This window comes from Micromonospora sp. WMMD980, from assembly GCF_029626035.1.
GTDB lineage: Bacteria > Actinomycetota > Actinomycetes > Mycobacteriales > Micromonosporaceae > Micromonospora.
The window spans coordinates 1728743-1744871 of the sequence record NZ_JARUBE010000003.1 but is presented as its reverse complement, the minus strand read 5'-3'; the positions used below and the strand labels follow the sequence as shown (position 1 = coordinate 1744871).

General features: G+C 73.8%; 13 protein-coding genes, 1 pseudogene and 1 riboswitch. Of the genes and pseudogenes, 7 read left to right on the top strand and 7 right to left on the bottom strand.

Annotation, left to right across the window (positions count from 1 at the left end; genetic code table 11):
• Positions 1–127 precede the first annotated feature (127 nt).
• From O7618_RS08415 to O7618_RS08405, 3 genes are all read left to right on the top strand, one after another.
• Positions 128–1603 carry a S8 family serine peptidase gene (locus tag O7618_RS08415; RefSeq protein WP_278105430.1) on the top strand — a complete coding sequence of 492 codons (1476 nt, stop codon included), beginning with the start codon at positions 128–130 and terminating at the stop codon, positions 1601–1603.
• A gap of 111 nt (positions 1604–1714) precedes the next feature.
• Entirely contained in the window at positions 1715–2215 is a 501-nt protein-coding gene (locus O7618_RS08410; RefSeq protein ID WP_278105429.1) for a hemerythrin domain-containing protein, read from the top strand.
• A gap of 111 nt (positions 2216–2326) precedes the next feature.
• A riboswitch (ZMP/ZTP riboswitch) is annotated at positions 2327–2416 on the top strand.
• A gap of 18 nt (positions 2417–2434) precedes the next feature.
• Entirely contained in the window at positions 2435–3871 is a 1437-nt protein-coding gene (locus O7618_RS08405) for a glycine hydroxymethyltransferase (protein WP_278105428.1), read from the top strand.
• A gap of 48 nt (positions 3872–3919) precedes the next feature.
• On the opposite strand, the gene O7618_RS08400 is transcribed toward O7618_RS08405, so the two are convergent.
• The 6 genes and pseudogenes from O7618_RS08400 to O7618_RS08375 form a co-directional block, all read right to left on the bottom strand.
• Positions 3920–4171, bottom strand: a complete 252-nt coding sequence (locus tag O7618_RS08400) for a hypothetical protein (protein ID WP_107160278.1) — start codon at positions 4169–4171, stop codon at positions 3920–3922.
• A gap of 69 nt (positions 4172–4240) precedes the next feature.
• On the bottom strand, positions 4241–5554 hold the full coding sequence (locus tag O7618_RS08395; protein WP_278105427.1) for a PLP-dependent aminotransferase family protein: 1314 nt from the start codon (positions 5552–5554) through the stop codon (positions 4241–4243).
• Position 5555: 1 nt separating this feature from the next.
• On the bottom strand, positions 5556–6677 hold the full coding sequence (locus O7618_RS08390; RefSeq protein ID WP_278105426.1) for an alpha-hydroxy acid oxidase: 1122 nt from the start codon (positions 6675–6677) through the stop codon (positions 5556–5558).
• A 238-nt stretch (positions 6678–6915) separates the two neighbouring features.
• A pseudogene (locus O7618_RS08385) lies at positions 6916–7839 on the bottom strand (alpha/beta hydrolase); the annotation flags it as partial.
• Entirely contained in the window at positions 7836–9059 is a 1224-nt protein-coding gene (locus O7618_RS08380) for a cytochrome P450 (protein WP_278105425.1), read from the bottom strand. The gene O7618_RS08380 and the pseudogene O7618_RS08385, both read right to left, overlap by 4 nt.
• Positions 9060–9125: 66 nt before the next feature.
• Positions 9126–10409, bottom strand: a complete 1284-nt coding sequence (locus O7618_RS08375; RefSeq protein WP_278109949.1) for an SGNH/GDSL hydrolase family protein — start codon at positions 10407–10409, stop codon at positions 9126–9128.
• A 312-nt stretch (positions 10410–10721) separates the two neighbouring features.
• Here O7618_RS08375 and O7618_RS08370 point away from each other — a divergent pair, with 312 nt between their 5' ends.
• From O7618_RS08370 to O7618_RS08355, 4 genes are read left to right on the top strand one after another with little or no spacing between them, the layout of a single operon-like run.
• Complete coding sequence (locus tag O7618_RS08370) at positions 10722–12266, top strand: AMP-binding protein (RefSeq protein ID WP_278105424.1); 1545 nt, start codon at positions 10722–10724, stop codon at positions 12264–12266.
• Complete coding sequence (locus tag O7618_RS08365; RefSeq protein ID WP_278105423.1) at positions 12263–13489, top strand: MFS transporter; 1227 nt, start codon at positions 12263–12265, stop codon at positions 13487–13489. Before O7618_RS08370 ends, O7618_RS08365 begins: the two co-directional genes overlap by 4 nt.
• Positions 13490–13525: 36 nt before the next feature.
• Entirely contained in the window at positions 13526–13915 is a 390-nt protein-coding gene (locus O7618_RS08360) for an MmcQ/YjbR family DNA-binding protein (RefSeq protein ID WP_278105422.1), read from the top strand.
• 40 nt (positions 13916–13955) lie between these two features.
• Positions 13956–14681, top strand: coding sequence for an SGNH/GDSL hydrolase family protein (locus O7618_RS08355; RefSeq protein ID WP_278105421.1), 726 nt, complete (start codon positions 13956–13958; stop codon positions 14679–14681).
• A gap of 736 nt (positions 14682–15417) precedes the next feature.
• Here the strand turns inward: O7618_RS08355 and O7618_RS08350 are convergent.
• Positions 15418–16098, bottom strand: a complete 681-nt coding sequence (locus tag O7618_RS08350; RefSeq protein WP_278105420.1) for a TetR/AcrR family transcriptional regulator — start codon at positions 16096–16098, stop codon at positions 15418–15420.
• Between the last annotated feature and the right edge of the window lie 31 nt (positions 16099–16129).

Genomic DNA, 16129 nt, shown 5'->3' with positions numbered 1-16129 from the left:
ATGGCGACGGTCTGACGCGCGACGCCCGGCGGCCTGTGGTGTGTGTAACACCACAGGTCGGCCCGACGCTGAACCGGCAACGGCGAGCAGCCTGCTCGTCGGACCGGATCGGCCCCTGGGAGTACGTGTGAAGAACCTTCGTCGCAAGACACTGGCCGGCGCGTCCGCCGCGGCGCTCGGCGCCGGCCTCGCCCTGACCGGCGTGCCGTCGCCGGCGGCGGCCGGCGGACCGGACACCTCCTACCTGGTCCTCGCCCCGCAGGGTGCCTCCACCGGCAAGGCCGCCGCCCGGGTGGCCGCCGCCGACGGCACGGTCGTGGCCAGCTACGACCAGATCGGCGTGCTCGTCGTCCGCTCCACCAACCCGGCCTTCGCCGCGCAGGTGGCCGGCGCGGGCGTCCAGTCGGTCGCGTCGACCGCCGGCCTGGGCACCGCCCTCGACGAGGGCGAGACGGTGGAGGTGGCCACGCCCGACGCCACCGCCGACCCGACCCGCGAGCCGCTCTACGGCCAGCAGTGGGACATGGACATGATCCACCTCCCGCAGGCCCACGCGGTGACCACCGGCCGCCCGGACGTCGTCGTCGGCGTGCTCGACAGCGGCATCTCCAGCAGCCACCCCGACCTGGCGACCCAGATCGCCAAGGACAGGAGCACGTCCTGCGTCGGCGGCGTCACCGACACCGCCGAGGCGGCCTGGAACCCGACCACCAGCGACCACGGCACCCATGTGGCCGGCACCATCGCCGCCGCGGTCAACGGCGTCGGCGTCACCGGCATCGCGCCCGGGGTCAAGGTCGCCGCCGTCAAGGTGGTCAACGACGACGGCTACATCTTCCCGGAGGCCGCGGTCTGCGGATTCCTCTGGGCCGCCGACCACGGCATGCGGCTGACCAACAACAGCTACTACATCGACCCGTGGGAGCTGAACTGCCGCAACGACGCGCGGCAGCGCCCGGTGTGGCAGGCCGTGCAGCGGGCGATCCGCTACTCGCAGTCCAAGGGCGTGCTGAACGTGGCGTCCGCCGGCAACTCCAACTACGACCTCGCACACAAGATCACCGACACCGGCAGCCCGAACAACGGCACCCCCGAGGACCGCGCGAACCTGACCAACGCCTGCCTCGACCTGCCGGCCGAGGTGCCCGGCGTGGTGACCGTCGCCGCGGTCGGCCCGACCGGCGAGAAGAGCTACTACTCCTCGTACGGCCAGGGCGTGATCGACGTGACGGCGCCGGGCGGCGACACCCGGTTCCGGACCCAGGGCGCGCGCTCGACGTCCACCGACGGCATCCTGTCCACCACCTTCAACACGGTCACCCGCACCAACGGGTGGGGCTACAAGCAGGGCACCTCGATGTCCGGCCCGCACGCCACCGGCGTCGCGGCGCTGGCCCTATCGGCGCACCCGGGCATGACCCCGGGCCAGCTCTCGTCGTTCCTGGAGCGTATGGCGGTGGCGAAGTCCTGCCCGTCCGGCGTCTACAACCCGGTGCCGCTGATCCCGACGGGTCCGAACGCCTACGACGCGACCTGCTCCGGCGGCAACCGCAACGGGTTCTACGGCGCCGGCGTGGTCGACGCGTACAACGCGGTGCGCTGACCTTCCCCGCACCACCCGGACCGGGCCCGGCGACGATCGCCGGGCCCGGTCTGTTTGTCCTGGTCGGACGCCGGGTAGGGGGGCTCCGTCAGCCGACCTAGGAGGTAACCGGTGTCCACCGACGCGATCGTCCTGCTCAAGGAGGACCACAAGGAGATCCGCCGCCTGTTCAAGGCCTTCCAGGATGCCGAGGACGGGCCGGCGAGCCGGCGCGGAAAGATCGTCACGCAGATCCTCGAGGCGCTGACCGTGCACACCTACCTCGAGAACGAGGTGATGTACCCGGAGGTCCGCAGGCTGGTGCCGGACGTCGAGGACGACATCCTCGAGTCGTACGAAGAGCACCACGTCGCGGACGTGCTCTGCCTCGAGCTGCACGCGATGGACGCCGACGACGAGCGGTTCGTCGCCAAGACGACGGTGCTGATCGAGAACGTGCTGCACCACGTCGAGGAGGAGGAACAGGAGTGGTTCCCGAAGGTGCGCGAGGCGCTCGGCCGTAACCGGCTCCAGGAGATCGGCCAGCGGATGCTCGACCTGCGCCCGTCGGCGCCGAGGACGCCGACCGCCCCCGAGGCGCTGAAGAAGGCCCGCGACGCCGTAAACGCCTGACGCGCAGGTGAGAAGGGGCCCCTTCTCGACGCGAGGCGTTAAGAAGGGGCCCGTGCTTACCCGCGGGCCGGCCGGGCCCGCAGGCCCGGCCCGGGGCGGACCGCTAGGATCGGCACGGGCCGTGACTGGCGCGTGGAGATGGAGCACCATCGGGGAGCGGCCTCGTCATGAGGACGCATGCCGAGCGCCTGGGCCTTCCGCACGTCACCAGGAGGTCGCATGTCGCACAACGCCGAGTCCACCGCGTTCCGCAGCGCGCTGGACGTGATCCGCGCCGTCGAGCCGCGGGTGGCGGACGCCATCTCCGCGGAGCTGGCCGACCAGCGCGAGTCGCTGAAGTTGATCGCGAGCGAGAACTACGCCTCCCCCGCGACGCTGCTGGCCATGGGCAACTGGTTCAGCGACAAGTACGCCGAGGGCACCGTCGGGCGCCGCTTCTACGCCGGCTGCCAGAACGTCGACACCGTCGAGGCGCTCGCCGCCGAGCACGCGAAGGAGCTGTTCGGGGCCGCCCACGCCTACGTGCAGCCGCACTCCGGCATCGACGCCAACCTGGTCGCCTTCTGGGCGATCCTGGCCGACCGGGTCGAGTCGCCCGCGCTGAAGAAGGCCCAGAAGCGCCAGGTCAACGACCTCACCGAGGCCGACTGGTTCGCGCTGCGCCGGGAGCTGGGCAACCAGCGGATGCTCGGCATGTCGCTGGACGCCGGGGGTCACCTCACCCACGGCTTCCGGCCCAACATCTCCGGCAAGATGTTCGACCAGCGCAGCTACGGGACCGACCCGGCCACCGGCCTGATCGACTACGACCGGGTGGCCGAGGCCGCCCGGGAGTTCACGCCGCTGATCCTGGTCGCCGGCTACTCGGCGTACCCCCGGAAGGTCAACTTCCGGATCATGCGGGAGATCGCCGACTCGGTCGGCGCCACCTTCATGGTCGACATGGCGCACTTCGCCGGCCTGGTCGCCGGCAAGGTCTTCACCGGCGACTTCGACCCGGTGCCGCACGCGCACATCGTCACCACCACCACGCACAAGTCGCTGCGCGGCCCGCGCGGCGGCATGGTGCTCTGCGGCCCGGAGCTGGCCGACCAGGTCGACCGGGGCTGCCCGATGGTGCTCGGCGGCCCGCTGCCGCACGTGATGGCCGCCAAGGCGGTCGCGCTGGCCGAGGCCCGGCGCCCAGACTTCGCCGACTACGCCCGGCGGATCGTGGACAACGCGCAGGCGCTCGCCGACGGGCTGCTGCGCCGGGGCGCGACGCTGGTCACCGGCGGCACCGACAACCACCTGGTGCTCATCGACGTCTCCGGCTACGGCCTGACCGGCCGGCAGGCCGAGCAGGCGCTGCTCGACTCCGGCATCGTCACCAACCGCAACGCGGTGCCGCAGGACCCGAACGGCGCGTGGTACACCTCCGGAATCCGGATCGGCACGCCGGCGCTGACCACCCGGGGCCTCGGCGCCGCCGAGATGGACGCCACCGCCGAGCTGATCCACACCGTGCTCACCCAGACCAGCGCGGGCACCGGCCCGGACGGCGCCCCGTCGAAGGCGAAGTACGTGCTCGACCCGGCGACCGCCGAGTCGGTCGGCAAGCAGGCCGCCGACCTGCTCACCCCGTTCCCCCTCTACCCCGAGGTCACCCTGGCCTGAGACCGTCCGCGCCCCTGCCGACCGGGTGGCCGGCAGGGGCGCGAACCGTCAGCGCAGCGGGCGCTTGAGGTGGTAGCGGTGCACCTCGGTGCTGCCCTGCACGTTGTTCACGTCCTCGGCGGCGGTGACCAGCTCCCAGCCCTCCCGGCCCACCCGGTTGAGGTGCGCGACAGCGGTGTCGCCGTACGCGGTGACGTCGGTGCGGGACCCGTCCGGGCCGTACCAGACGAACGAGACGTGGAAATTCCGGCCCTGCCCCTGATAGCGGCGGACCAGCAACGCGTACTCCCAGGCAACCATCCGTCCATTATCAACGGACGACGGGCGGCCGGGGAACACGGGTGGTGTCCCGACCGCCACGCTGCGACGTCACGCCGGCGCCGCCACCGCGGCCGTGACGTCGGTGACCAGCGCGGCGAGCCGGTCCAGCCCCAGGTCGATCTGCGCCGGAGTGACCGCGCTCACCGACAGCCGGAGCGCGTTCACCGGCGTGCCGGCGTCGTAGAAGTGCGCCATCGGGGTCCAGAGCACGCCGTACTCCCGCGCCGAGCGGTGCAGCAGGGCGTCGTCGACCGGGAACGGCACGGTCAGCACCACGAAGAAACCGCCGGCCGGCACGGTCCAGCGCACCGGACCGCCGGCCGGGAACCGCCGGCCGAGCCCGTCGACCAGGTGGCCCAGGTTGCGGGCGTACGCGGCCCGCTCCCGCACGTTCGCGGCCAGCAGCGAGCAGTCGTACGCCAGCAGCGCGCCGCCGATCACCGCCTGGCTGATCGGCGACGTGTTCACCGTGACCATGCTCTTGATCTTCGCGAGCTGGTCGGCGAGCGGGCCGACGGTGCCGTCCGAACCCCCGACCCGCTGGTCGGCCACCACGTAGCCGACCCGCGCGCCGGGCAGCACGGTCTTGGCGAACGAGCCGAGATAGACCACCCGACGGGCGGTGTCCAGCGCCTTCAGCGTCGGCCGGCGGTCCGTGCCGGCGGCCGGGAAGAGACCGTACGGGTTGTCCTCGATCAGCAGCAGGTCCTCCTCGGCGGCCAGGTCGAGCAGCCGCCGCCGGTGGGTGGTGTCCATGCTGACCCCGGACGGGTTGGCGAAGTCCGGCATCACGTAGCAGGCCCTCGGCCGCAACCCCTCGGCGCGGGCCCGGCGCACCCCGGCGCGCAGGTCGGCCAGGTCGACGCCGTCCGGCCCGCCGGCCACCGGGCGCACCGGCAGGTCGACCAGGCGGGCCGCGCCGGTCAGCCCGACGTACGTCGGCGCCACCGCGAACAGCACGTCGGTCGGGTCGGCCCGCAACGCGCGCAGCACCAGGAACATCGCCTCCTGACAGCCGACGGTCACCACGATCGCCTCCGGATCGACAGTGATCCGCTCGTCGACGGCGAGGTTACGGGCGATCAGGTGGTGCACGATCCCCTTGGTCCGGCCGTACTGCAACAGCACCCGGTCCACCTGGGCCGGGGCGAGCCCGAGGTCGTCGGCGAGGTGCCGGCGGAACCGGTCCAGGTGCGCGTGCAGCGCCGACGAGTCGAAGAACTCCTCGTAGGGCCGGCCGGCGGCCAGCGACACCGCCTCCGGATAGTGCTGCGCCACCTCGTTGAGGAAGTTCATCGAGTTCAGCGCCGGATCGTCGACGCTGCCGTGCAGCGCCGCGACGGTCAGGTCCACCGGTTCCACGTCAGCCTCCGATCCGGGTGCGCAGCCGCCGGGCATCCGCCGGGTCGGCGCAGCCGCTGAGGATGAGCGCGTCGCGCAGCTCGGCGGCGAGCAGCGCCAGGGCGGCCTCCGCGCCGGCCCGGCCGCCGGCCGCGAGCGCCCAGAGCAACGGCCGGCCGACCAGCACGCCGGCCGCGCCGAGCGCGAGCGCGCGCAGCACGTCGACGCCGCCCCGCACGCCGCTGTCCAGCAGCACCCCGCACCGCTGACCCACCGCGTCGACCACCTCCGGCAGCACGCTGACACTGGCCGGTGCGGCGTCGAGCTGCCGGCCGCCGTGGTTGGACACCACCACCGCGTCCACGCCGGCGTCCGCGGCGCGGACCGCGTCGCGCGCGTCCAGGATGCCCTTCACCAGCACGGGCACCGGGGTACGCTCGCGCAGCCAGGCCAGATCCGCCCAGCTCAGCGCCGGCGCGAAGACCGCGCCGGTGTGCGCCGCGACCGCCGAGACGCCGGGTGTGCCCTGGTGTGCCAGGTCGTCCCGGCCCCCGGGCAGGTTGGCGGCGGTGACGTGCGGCGGCAACGCGAAGCCGTTGCGCGCGTCGCGCAGCCGCCGGCCCAGCACCGGCACGTCCACGGTGACCACCACCGCCGCGCAGCCGGCGCCCAGCGCCCGATCCAGCAGCTCGGCCACCAGCGCCCGGTCCCGCAACCAGTAGAGCTGGAACCAGACCGTCCCGCCGGCCGCCGCGATCTCCTCGATCGGCGTGCTGGACAGCGTGCTGGCGATGTAGGGCACGCCCGCCGCGCCGGCCGCCGCCGCGAGCGCCGGCTCGCCGTCGGGGTGCAGCAACCGCTGGTACGCCATCGGCGCGACCGCCACCGGCAGCGCGGCCGGGCCACCCGGCAGCACCGTCCCGGTGGACGGCTCCTCCACGCCGGCCAGCATCCGGGGCAGCACCGCCACCCGGTCCAGCGCGGCCCGGTTGGCGGCCAACGCGGTCTCGGTGCCGCTGCCGCCGTCGACGTAGTCCCACACGTCGGCCGGGAGCACCGCCCGGGCCAGCGCCGCGAAGTCGTCCAGGCAGGCCGGCGCCGGGCCGGTCGCCGGGGCCGGCGTCCCGCCGGTCCGCTCAGCCATGCGCCTGGGCGCCCGTCGCGTTCGCGGCCGGCGACCCGCCCGCCAGGGTCGGAGCGCCGTACGCGGGATCCGCCGGCTGCCCGTCCGCCGATGTCGGACCGCCCGACGCCGAATCCGCCGGCGACCCGCCCGGCCACGTCGGACCGCCCGACGCCGGATCCGCCGGCTGCCCACCCGCCGACGTCGGGCCCCCCGACGCGGAATCCGCCGGCTCCTCATCCGGCGTCGGGTCGAGGCCGAAGCGCTGGCGCAGGAACGTCGCGGCCCGCCGCTGCGCGTCACGGCCGGCATCGAACACGCCGGGCATGGCGAAGAAGCCGTGCACCATGCCCGGGTAGTCGGCCGTCTCGGTGGGCACGCCCGCCTCGCGCAGCCGCTCGGCGTAGCGGCGGCCCTCGTCGCGCAGCGGGTCGTGCCCGGCGGTGACCACGAGCGCGGGCGGCAGGCCGGAGAGGTCCTCGGCGAACAGCGGCGAGGCGAGCGGGTGGGCCGCGTCGCCCAGGTCGGCCAGGTAGTGGCCGCGGTACCACCCGACCGAGTGCCGGTTGAACAGCAGCGGGTCCTCGTCCTCGGCGGGACGGCGGCCGGGACGCTGGTCGGTGTTCGGATAGACCAGCACCTGGGCGGCGAGCGCGGGGCCGCCGTCGGCGCGGGCCAGCAGCGTCACCGCGGCGGCCAGGTTGCCACCGGCGCTGTCCCCGCCCACCGCGAGACGGCCCGGGTCGACCCGGAAGTCGTCGGCCCGCGCGGCCAGGTGGCGCAACGCGGCATGGCAGTCCTCCACCGCGGCCGGGAACGGGTGCTCCGGGGCGAGCCGGTAGCCGACCGTCACGGTCTGGCAGCCGGCCAGGTTGACCAGCCGGCGGCAGATCCCGTCGGCGGTGTCCACGCTGCCGAGAGTCCAGCCACCACCGAAGAAGTAGACGAGCGTGGGCAGCGGGCCGTCGCCGGCCGGTCGGTGGACCCGCACCGGCAGCGGCCCGGCCGGGCCGGGCACCGTCGTGTCGCGTACCTCGGCCACCGGCTCGACCGCGCCGGCGCCGGCGCGGATCGCGGCGAGGTCGGCGGCGCGGGCCTCGGCGAGGGTCTGGGTGTAGAGCGGCGCGACGCCGGCGGCCGCGCGCGCGGCCCGCCACGCGACCACCTGCGGATCGAGCGTCATCCGGCCTCCCCGGTGGTGACGAAGAGCTTGTCGACGCCGCGCAGGAAGAGACTCCCGCTGTAGGTGTACGGCTGGGTCACCGCGAGCCGGGGGAAGCGGGCGAAGAGGCGGGGCAGCGCGAGCCGGCCCTCCAGCTTCGACACCGCCGAGCCGAGGCAGAAGTGCAGCCCGACGCCGAAGGCCAGCGACGGCGGTCCGTCCCGGCGCGGGTCGAAGCGGTCCGGGTCGGGGAACCGGGCCGGGTCGCGGTTGGCCGCGGCGATCAGGAGCAGCACGTTGTCGTCGCGGGACACCGGCACGCCGTCCAACTCGATGTCGGCCGGCGCGGAGCGGGCCAGGAAGTGCACCGGGCTCTCCATCCGCAGCACCTCGTCCACGCAGCCCCGGGCGAGCGTGTCGTCGCCCGGTAGCGCGGCGGTCACCTCCGGGTGGGCGAGCAGCAGCGGCAGGCCGTTGCTGAACATGTAGACGGTGGTGACGAAGCTGGCGTTGAACAGCACGATCAGGTTGCTGATCAGCTCGTCCTCGGTCAGGTCGACGCCGCCGGCGTCGAGCACCTCGACCAGGCCGCTGATCAGGTCCTCCCCCGGTGCGCGACGGCGGTGGGCGATCAGGTCCCGGTAGTAGACCCGCAGCTCCTCGGCGGCCTGGTTGGCCCGGGCCAGCCGCTCCGGCGTCTTGCCGGCGACGTCCATGTACTCGTCGATCCAGTCGACGCGCTGCCGGTACCAGGCCAGGTCCGCCGCCGGCAGGCCGATGAACTCGGCCATCACCAGCGCCGGAACCGGGTACGCGAAGTCGGCGACGAAGTCCACCTCGGTGCCGTCCGCGCCCGCCTCGGCGATCGCGTCCAGGCGCTCCTCCACGATCCGCACCACCACCGGCTCCAGCGCGCCGAGCCGCCGGGGGGTGAACGTGCTGGCGAAGACCGCGCGCATCCGGGTGTGGTCCGGCGGGTTGATGAACATCATCGAGGTGAGGAAGGTGTGCAGGATCTCCTGCTCCTCCCAGCCGGGCGGGAAACCCTTGTACCACCCGGGATCGCGCAGGATCCGGTCCACCACGTCGTATCCGCCGGCCACTGCGGTGACGGTGCTGTGCTCGGCGCGGGTGGGAATGGCGTTGATCGGCCCGTGCTCATGCAGGGCCGCGTAGAAGGGATAGGGGTTCTGCCGGCCCTGCTCGCTGTACAGGCCGGTCAGGATCTCACTGACGTCCACGGCGTTCTTCCTCCCCAGGAATGGCGGCGGGGGCGGCCGCCGTGTCGACGCCGCCCCCGCCCGGTGTCACAGCCCGAGCAGCCGCAACGGCACGGCGTTCGCCATCGCCTGCGCGCCCGCGTCGTTCGGGTGGATGTGGTCCCCGGCGTCGTACGCCGGCAGGAGCTGGCTCGGCCGCGCCGGGTCACGCAGCACGGCGTCGAAGTCGAGCACGCCGTCGAACTCGGCCCGCCCGGCGCCGCGCAGCCAGGCGTTCACCGCGTTGCGGGTGGCGTCCTTCTCCTCGGTCCACACCCCCGGCCCGCCGTTGCCCTCGTACGGCGTGATCGTCCCGACCAGGCTGGTCAGGCCGCGCGCCTTCACCTGCCGGTTGAGCTGCCGCAGCGAGGCGATGATCTCGTCGCTGCTGTCGCCGCTCATCCAGATGTCGTTGATGCCCAGGTGGGTGATGACGGTCCGCACACCGGTCTGCGGGAACACGTCCTCGTTGAGCCGGGCCAGCGCGTTCGGGCCCAGCTCGTAGTAGCCGGGGAAGCCGCCCGCGCCGGGCTCGGTGCCCTCGTGGTTGAGCCGGTTGCCGGCCAGGCTCAGGTTGAGCACACCCGGCGTGCGGCCCTCCGGGCGGGCGTCGACGAGTCGCTCGGCGAGCAGGTCCGGCCAGCGCTTGTCGGCGTTGACCGTGCTGCCGTTGCCGTCGCCGATGGAGTCACCGAGCACCACCACCGAGCCCGGGGTGGCCTTGCGCTCGACGTCGATGCCGGAGAGGAACATCCAGCAGCAGTTCGGCTTGATGGTGAAGCCGGCGCCGTCGGCCGCGGTGGTCAGGTCGGTCGCGCCGATGAAGTTGGTGACCCGGGACTGGCCGTGGAACGTGACCGGGCCGGTGAGTACCGGGAAGTACAGGGTGACCACCAGGTCCTCCTGCTCGCCCACCGGATAGGCCAGCGGGTCGCTGAGCAGCTCGGCGCCCTTGTTGATGGTCGCCGAGGCGCCGCCGGAGAAGCGAAGCTCCCGGACGCTGGCCGGGTCGACGTCGGACAGGTCGTCGGCGGTCGCCGTGTTCGGCCGGGCGATGGTGGCGTGACCGACCTTGACGGCCTGCTCGCCGTAGAGGTTGGTGAGCCGGACCCGCAGACGCGGGCCGCCCACCGTGGTCTGCACCGTCATCCGGATGCTCTGGTCGTTGAGGCCGGTGTTGGTCAGCCCCACGGTGTTCCCGCGGGTCACCGCCGCGGCCCAGCTCCCCGCCCACTCGGCGCGCCCGTGCCCGGCGCGGTCGGTGTCGGTGGGGCCGGCGCTCGCGGTGACCGCCGGGGTGCCGGCGAGCAGCAGTGTTGCGGCGGATGCTATGACGTGCCATCTCTTCGGGGTCGGCATCGATCCTCCATGTTCGGCAGCCCCGGGCGTGGCGCGGTCGGCGCCATCGGCCCGGGCGATGGACCGGAAACTAGCCGCCGCCGGTGACGAGCGTCAATCAACCTGATCGACATGATCAAATGCCCGGGGGATGCCGGGCACCGACGATCGGCTCTGTCCGCCATGGACCGCCCCTGCCTAGGCTCGGAACCGGCGGCGGTGCGGTCGCCGACCCTGTCACCCGCCGTCACGTCCCGGCTCCGACCTGGCCGGACGCCGCTCGCGGACCACGATGGGGGCTGCCCGATGACCGACCGGCCGAACTATGTGCACGAGGCGCTGGACCTGTTCGCCGGGTTCGGCGACCGGGAGGCGCTCGTCGGCGGTGGACGCCGGCTGACCTACCCGCAGGTCGCGGCCGAGGTGCGCGGCCTGGCCGCCGCGCTGCGCCGGCACGGCGTACGCCCCGGCGCCGCGGTGCTGGTGATGCTCGGCAACACGGTCGAGGGCCCGCTGCTGCAACTGGCCCTGCACCTGCTCGGCTGCCGGAGCATGTGGATCGCCCCGGTCACCTCGCGGCGGGAGATCGACGAGTTCGTCGCGCTCGCCGCGCCGGAGGTCTTCGTGCACGACCCGCGCGACCCGCTGGGCGGCGAACTCGCGACCGGGCTGGCCGGCGTACCGGTGCTCTGCCTCGGCCCCGGCGGCGCCGGGCCGGACCTCACCGCCGGCGGCGAGGAGCCGGCGGAGCCGCCGTCCGAGGTACCCGCGCCGGAGTCGTTCCTGCAGACCAGCGGCACCACCGGTACGCCGAAGCTGGTGCACCACCGGGAGAGCTTCTACCGGCAGGTGCTCGCGCTCGCGGCCGACTACCGGGCCGCCGGGTTCCCGCTGCTGCGGCACCTGTCGCACTCGCCGATGTGGCTGGCCAGCGGCCAGGTCACCACGCTGTTCAACCTGTTCACCGGCGGGGTGCTGTTCCTGCGCGAGCAGTGGGATCCGGCGACGTTCATCGCCACCGTCGACGCCGAGCGGCTCACGTCCACGTTCGTCACCCCGCCGATGCTCTACGAGGTGCTCGACCACCCCGACCTGCCCGGTGCCGACTTCTCCGCGATGTTCATGTTCAACGTCGGGGCCGGGCCCGCCGCCCCGGCCCGGCTGCGCCAGGCGATCGACCGGTTCGGCCCGTGCCTGCGCATCGTCTACGGGCTCAGCGAGGCTGTGATCATCTGCGCGCAGCCCGGCCTCACCGAGGACCCGGAGCACCCGGAGCGGCTGCGCTCCTGCGGCCGCCCGTACGGCGACGTCGCGGTGCAGATCCGCGACGCCGACGGCCGGGTGCTGCCGGCCGGCGTCGACGGCGAGGTGTGGGCCCGTACCAAGCTGAGCTTCGTCGGCTACCACGGCCAGCCGGAGCTGACCGCCGAGACGCTCGTCGACGGCTGGGTACGCACCCGTGACATCGGCCACCTCGACGACGACGGCTTCCTCTACCTGGTCGACCGGATGCAGGACCGGATCCTCACCCGCCAGCGCAGTTGGCCGATCTACTCCCGGCCGATCGAGGACGTGCTCGCCGGGCACCCCGATGTCCGCGCCGCCGCGGTGATCGGCGTGCCGGACCCGGTGGCCGGGGAGCTGCCGCACGCCTACGTGGTGCCGGCGCCGGGCGCGTCGGTCACCGGCGACGAGCTGATCGCGTTGGTGACCCGGGAGCTGAGCGAGACCTGGGCGCCGGGCGCGGTGGAGTTCGTCGACGCGCTGCCGCTGAACCGGTCCGCGAAGGTCGACAAACGGGCGCTGCGGGCCCGCCACGCCGCCACGCACCCGATCGGCAGCCCGGCGTGAACCCGCGCCGGGAGTTGTACACCCTGGTCGGCGCCGACCTGCTGTCCAACCTCGGCACCCGGATCTCGGTGGTCGCCATCCCCTGGCTGGTGCTGGAGACCACCGGCAGCCCGACCCGGATGGGCCTGGTCGCGGCCGCCGAGACGCTGCCGTACATGCTCTCCAGCGCGCTCGCCACGCCGTGGGCGGACCGGTTCGGGGTACGCCGGACGTCGGTCTTCGTGGACGCGGCGAGCGCCGCCGCGATGGCGGTGGTGGCGCTCGCGCCCTGGCTCGGGTTCGGCACGCTGCTGGTGCTGGTGGCGGTCGCCGGCGGGCTGCGCGGCATCGGTGACCGGGTCAAGCACGTGCTGTTCAAACCGGCCGCCGAGCGGGCCGGGGTGCCGCTGATCCGGCTCACCTCCGCATACGACGGCCTAGCCCGGGGCATGACGTTGTTCGGCGCGGTGCTCGGCGGGCTGCTCATCGACTGGGTGGGCCTGAGCCGGGCGATCTGGATCGACGCGGCCACGTTCGCGGTCTGCGCGCTGCTGATCGGGACGCTGGTCCGGCCCCCCGCGCCCGCGCAGCCGCCGCCCCGCGAGCGCTACCTGCGGGCGCTGCGCGGCGGCTTCGCCTACCTGCGTACCGACCGGACGCTGCTGATCATGCTGAGCGTGGTGTCCGCGTCCAACATGTTCGCCAACGCCAGCGTCGCGGTCTGGATCCCGCTCTGGGTGAACCAGGTGCTCGGTGACCCGGCCGGGTTCGGGCTGCTGCTGGGCGTGTTCTCGGCCGGCGCGCTGCTGGGCAACCTGCTCTTCACGCTGGTCGGCACGCGACTGCCCGGCCGGGCGACGTTCGCGCTCGGGCTGGCGCTCAGCGGCACGCCCCGGCTGCTGGCGCTGGCGCTCAGCGACGACCTGGTGGTGGTGCTGGTGGTGACGTTCCTGTCCGGCATCGGGATCGCCGCGGTGAATCCGCTGCTCGGCGCCGCGCTCTACCAACGGGTGCCGGAGGCGTTGCAGACCCGGGTGCTGGGCATCTCCGGCTCGGTGGCGTTCCTCGGCCTGCCGGTGGGTGCGCTGCTCGGTGGCTGGTCGGTGGCGCTGCTGGGCCTTACCCCGGCGCTGCTGGTGATGTCGGTGGCGTGTCTGGTGCTCACCGTGTCGCCGCTGCTGCTGTTCTTCCGCACCTCGGCGGAGCGGCCGGCGCCGGAGCCGGTCGCCCCCACTCCCGCCTGACCGGGAGTTGTCGGTGGGTCGACGTACCGTCGCGGCATGGCCAACTGGGACGACGTCCGGCGCATCGCGCTCGCCCTGCCGGAGACCACCGAGCGCGGGTCCTACGACGACCTGCCGGCCTGGCGGGTGCGCGACAGGATGTTCGTCTGGGAACGGCCGCTGCGCCGCGCCGACCTCGACGCGCTCGGCGCCGCCGCGCCCGCCGGCCCGATCCTCGGCGTCCGGATGCCCGACCCGGGCGCCAAGGAGGCGGTGCTGGCCGACGACCCGGCGGTCCACTTCACCGTGCCGCACCTGGACGGCTCCTCGGTGGTGCTGGTCCGGCTCGACCGGATCGACGTGGCCGAGCTGACCGAGCTGATCACCGAGGCGTGGTTCGCCCGTGCCCCGAAGCGACTCGCCGCCGCGCACCGGGGCGACGCCTGACGCCTTCCTCCACGACGGCGCGTCGGCTAGCGTGCCGGGCATGCCATCGACGTTGACCGAGGCCACGGATCCGTGGTGCCTGCGGCCCGGTGAGGCCGCCGACCTGCTGCGCGGGCATCCGTGGCACCGGTTCGTGGTGCTGGGTGACAGCGTCGCCGAGGGGCTGTGCGAGCCGACGCCCGGCTACCCCGACGTCCAGTGGGCCGACCGGATCGCGGCCGAGCTGCGCACGGTGCGACCCGAACTGACCTACCTGAACCTCGGCCGACGCGGGCTGCGCGCGCACGAGGTCCGGGCCACCCAACTAAGCGACGCGTTGGCCTTCGCGCCCGACCTGGCGCTTGTGGTGTGCGGCGGCAACGACGCGTTCCGGCCCGGCTTCGACCCGGACGCGGTCGACACCGAGTTGACCACGATGGTCACCGCGCTGCGCGACGCCGGGGCGGACGTGATCACGGTGGGCATGTTCGACGTGTCGCACAGCCCGGCGGTGCCGGCGACGTTGCGGGCCGGCCTCGGCGAGCGGATGCGCCGGCTCTCCCGGCACACCCGCGCGGTGGCCGAGCGCCTCGGCACCCTGCACGTGCACCTGACCGAGCACCCGCTGGTCGCCGACCCGTCCCTCTACAGCGGCGACGGCCGCCACGGCAGCGCCCGCAGCGACGCGGTCGCCACCGCCGAGACGCTACGCGTCCTGGCCGCCCGCGACATGCCCGACCCGCCCGCCGGCGACCGGCCGGAGCGCGTCCCAGCCTCCGACCGGTAGCTGGCCCTTCCCGCCGCGTCGGCGGTCACGCCGAGGTGGACCCCGAGGGGCCTTACCGGGTGCCGCAGGGATCGCCCCGCCGTCGAACCGGTCCGGTCGTCTGGACCGGTTCAGACGACCGGATCGCCCGGTGCCGCCTTGAGCGGCCCCGCCGCCCAGATCTACCCGTGCCGCCCTGATCGGCCCCGCCGTCCCCCGGTCGCGGACGCGAGACCGGTCGCGGACGCCAGACCGGTCGCGGACGCCAGACCGGTCGCGGACGCCAGACCGGTCGCGGACGCCAGACCGGTCGCGGACGCCAGACCGGTTTCGTTGGCCGGGCGGGACGTGGGCGGCCAGCGTCGCCAGATGTCGGATCCGCGAGTGCCTTTGGAGCTGATATCAGGAACGACTCACCGCCGGTGGCTGCGGCAGGTCGACGGCGAACACCGTGCGGACCAGCACGGATCACGCCGAAGCGTGCGGTCCGCCGTCCGCGTCGGACCGCACGCCTACACGGTGAGTCGTTTCTGATGTCAGCTCCAAAGGCGACCGAACCCACTGTTCCCGAACGAGGCATGACTGCAGTCAGTGCCGTCGGTGCCATCGGTGGTCCGGGACGCTCGGGTGCCACCGGGCGTTCAGGGCCACGGCTGGTTCAAGGCCACCGCCGGCTCAAGGCCACCGCCGGCTCAAGGCCACCGCCGCTCGAGGTCACTGCCGTTCAAGGCCACCGCCGCTCGGGGGCGGCAGGTGGTCAGGGCTGTCTCTGGTGGGGACCGTCCGAGGTCAGGAGGCCGGTGAGCAAGGCGCGCAGGGTGCGGTCGAACAGATCCTCCCCGGGCGGCGGGGCGGACGCGGGGGCGACGAACGCGGCCGCCAGGTGCGGGTAGGCCGCCATGTCGACGTGCTCGAACGCCACCGGGCCGGGGGCCGTCGCGGCGCGGGCGAAGAGCGTGACCACGCCGGTGGCCATGGCGATCGCCTCGAACTTCGCGGCGGTCCCGGCCGGAACCGGCGTCAGGATGCGCAGGCAGGCGTCGAAGTGGGCAAGCGTGTTCGGGCCGGCGGCGCTACGGCCGGCGAGCGCGTCGGCCAGCCACGGGTGCCGGCCGTGCAGCGCGAGCTGACGGCGGGCGAGCAGGAGGAACTGCTCCACCCAGCTTCCCTCGTCGGCCGGGTGGGGGCGCAGCTCGCCCACACACCTGTCGACCATCAGGTCCAGCAGGTCGTCGCGGGACGACAGGTGCCGGTAGAGCGAGCCGGCGGCCATGCCGAGCGCACCGGCCACGGCCCGCATGGAGACGGCGTCCAGACCGCCGGCGTCGGCGAGCGTCACGCCCGCCGCGGCGATCTCGTCGCGGCCGTGCGTCGGGGCCGGGCCGCGGGTGCCGCGTACCGGCCGGCTCCAGATCGAATTCGAGGGTGCGCCACTCACCCTCCCACTGTAAACTGCAAACGTCGTTCGC

Bases quoted from the DNA above. Each gene is read 5' to 3' on its own strand.
- O7618_RS08370 (WP_278105424.1), top strand. From the start codon at position 10,722: ATGACCGACCGGCCGAACTATGTGCACGAGGCGCTGGACCTGTTCGCC.
- O7618_RS08405 (WP_278105428.1), top strand. From the start codon at position 2,435: ATGTCGCACAACGCCGAGTCCACCGCGTTCCGCAGCGCGCTGGACGTG.
- O7618_RS08360 (WP_278105422.1), top strand. From the start codon at position 13,526: ATGGCCAACTGGGACGACGTCCGGCGCATCGCGCTCGCCCTGCCGGAG.
- O7618_RS08355 (WP_278105421.1), top strand. From the start codon at position 13,956: ATGCCATCGACGTTGACCGAGGCCACGGATCCGTGGTGCCTGCGGCCC.
- O7618_RS08390 (WP_278105426.1), bottom strand. From the start codon at position 6,677: ATGGCTGAGCGGACCGGCGGGACGCCGGCCCCGGCGACCGGCCCGGCG.
- O7618_RS08400 (WP_107160278.1), bottom strand. From the start codon at position 4,171: ATGGTTGCCTGGGAGTACGCGTTGCTGGTCCGCCGCTATCAGGGGCAG.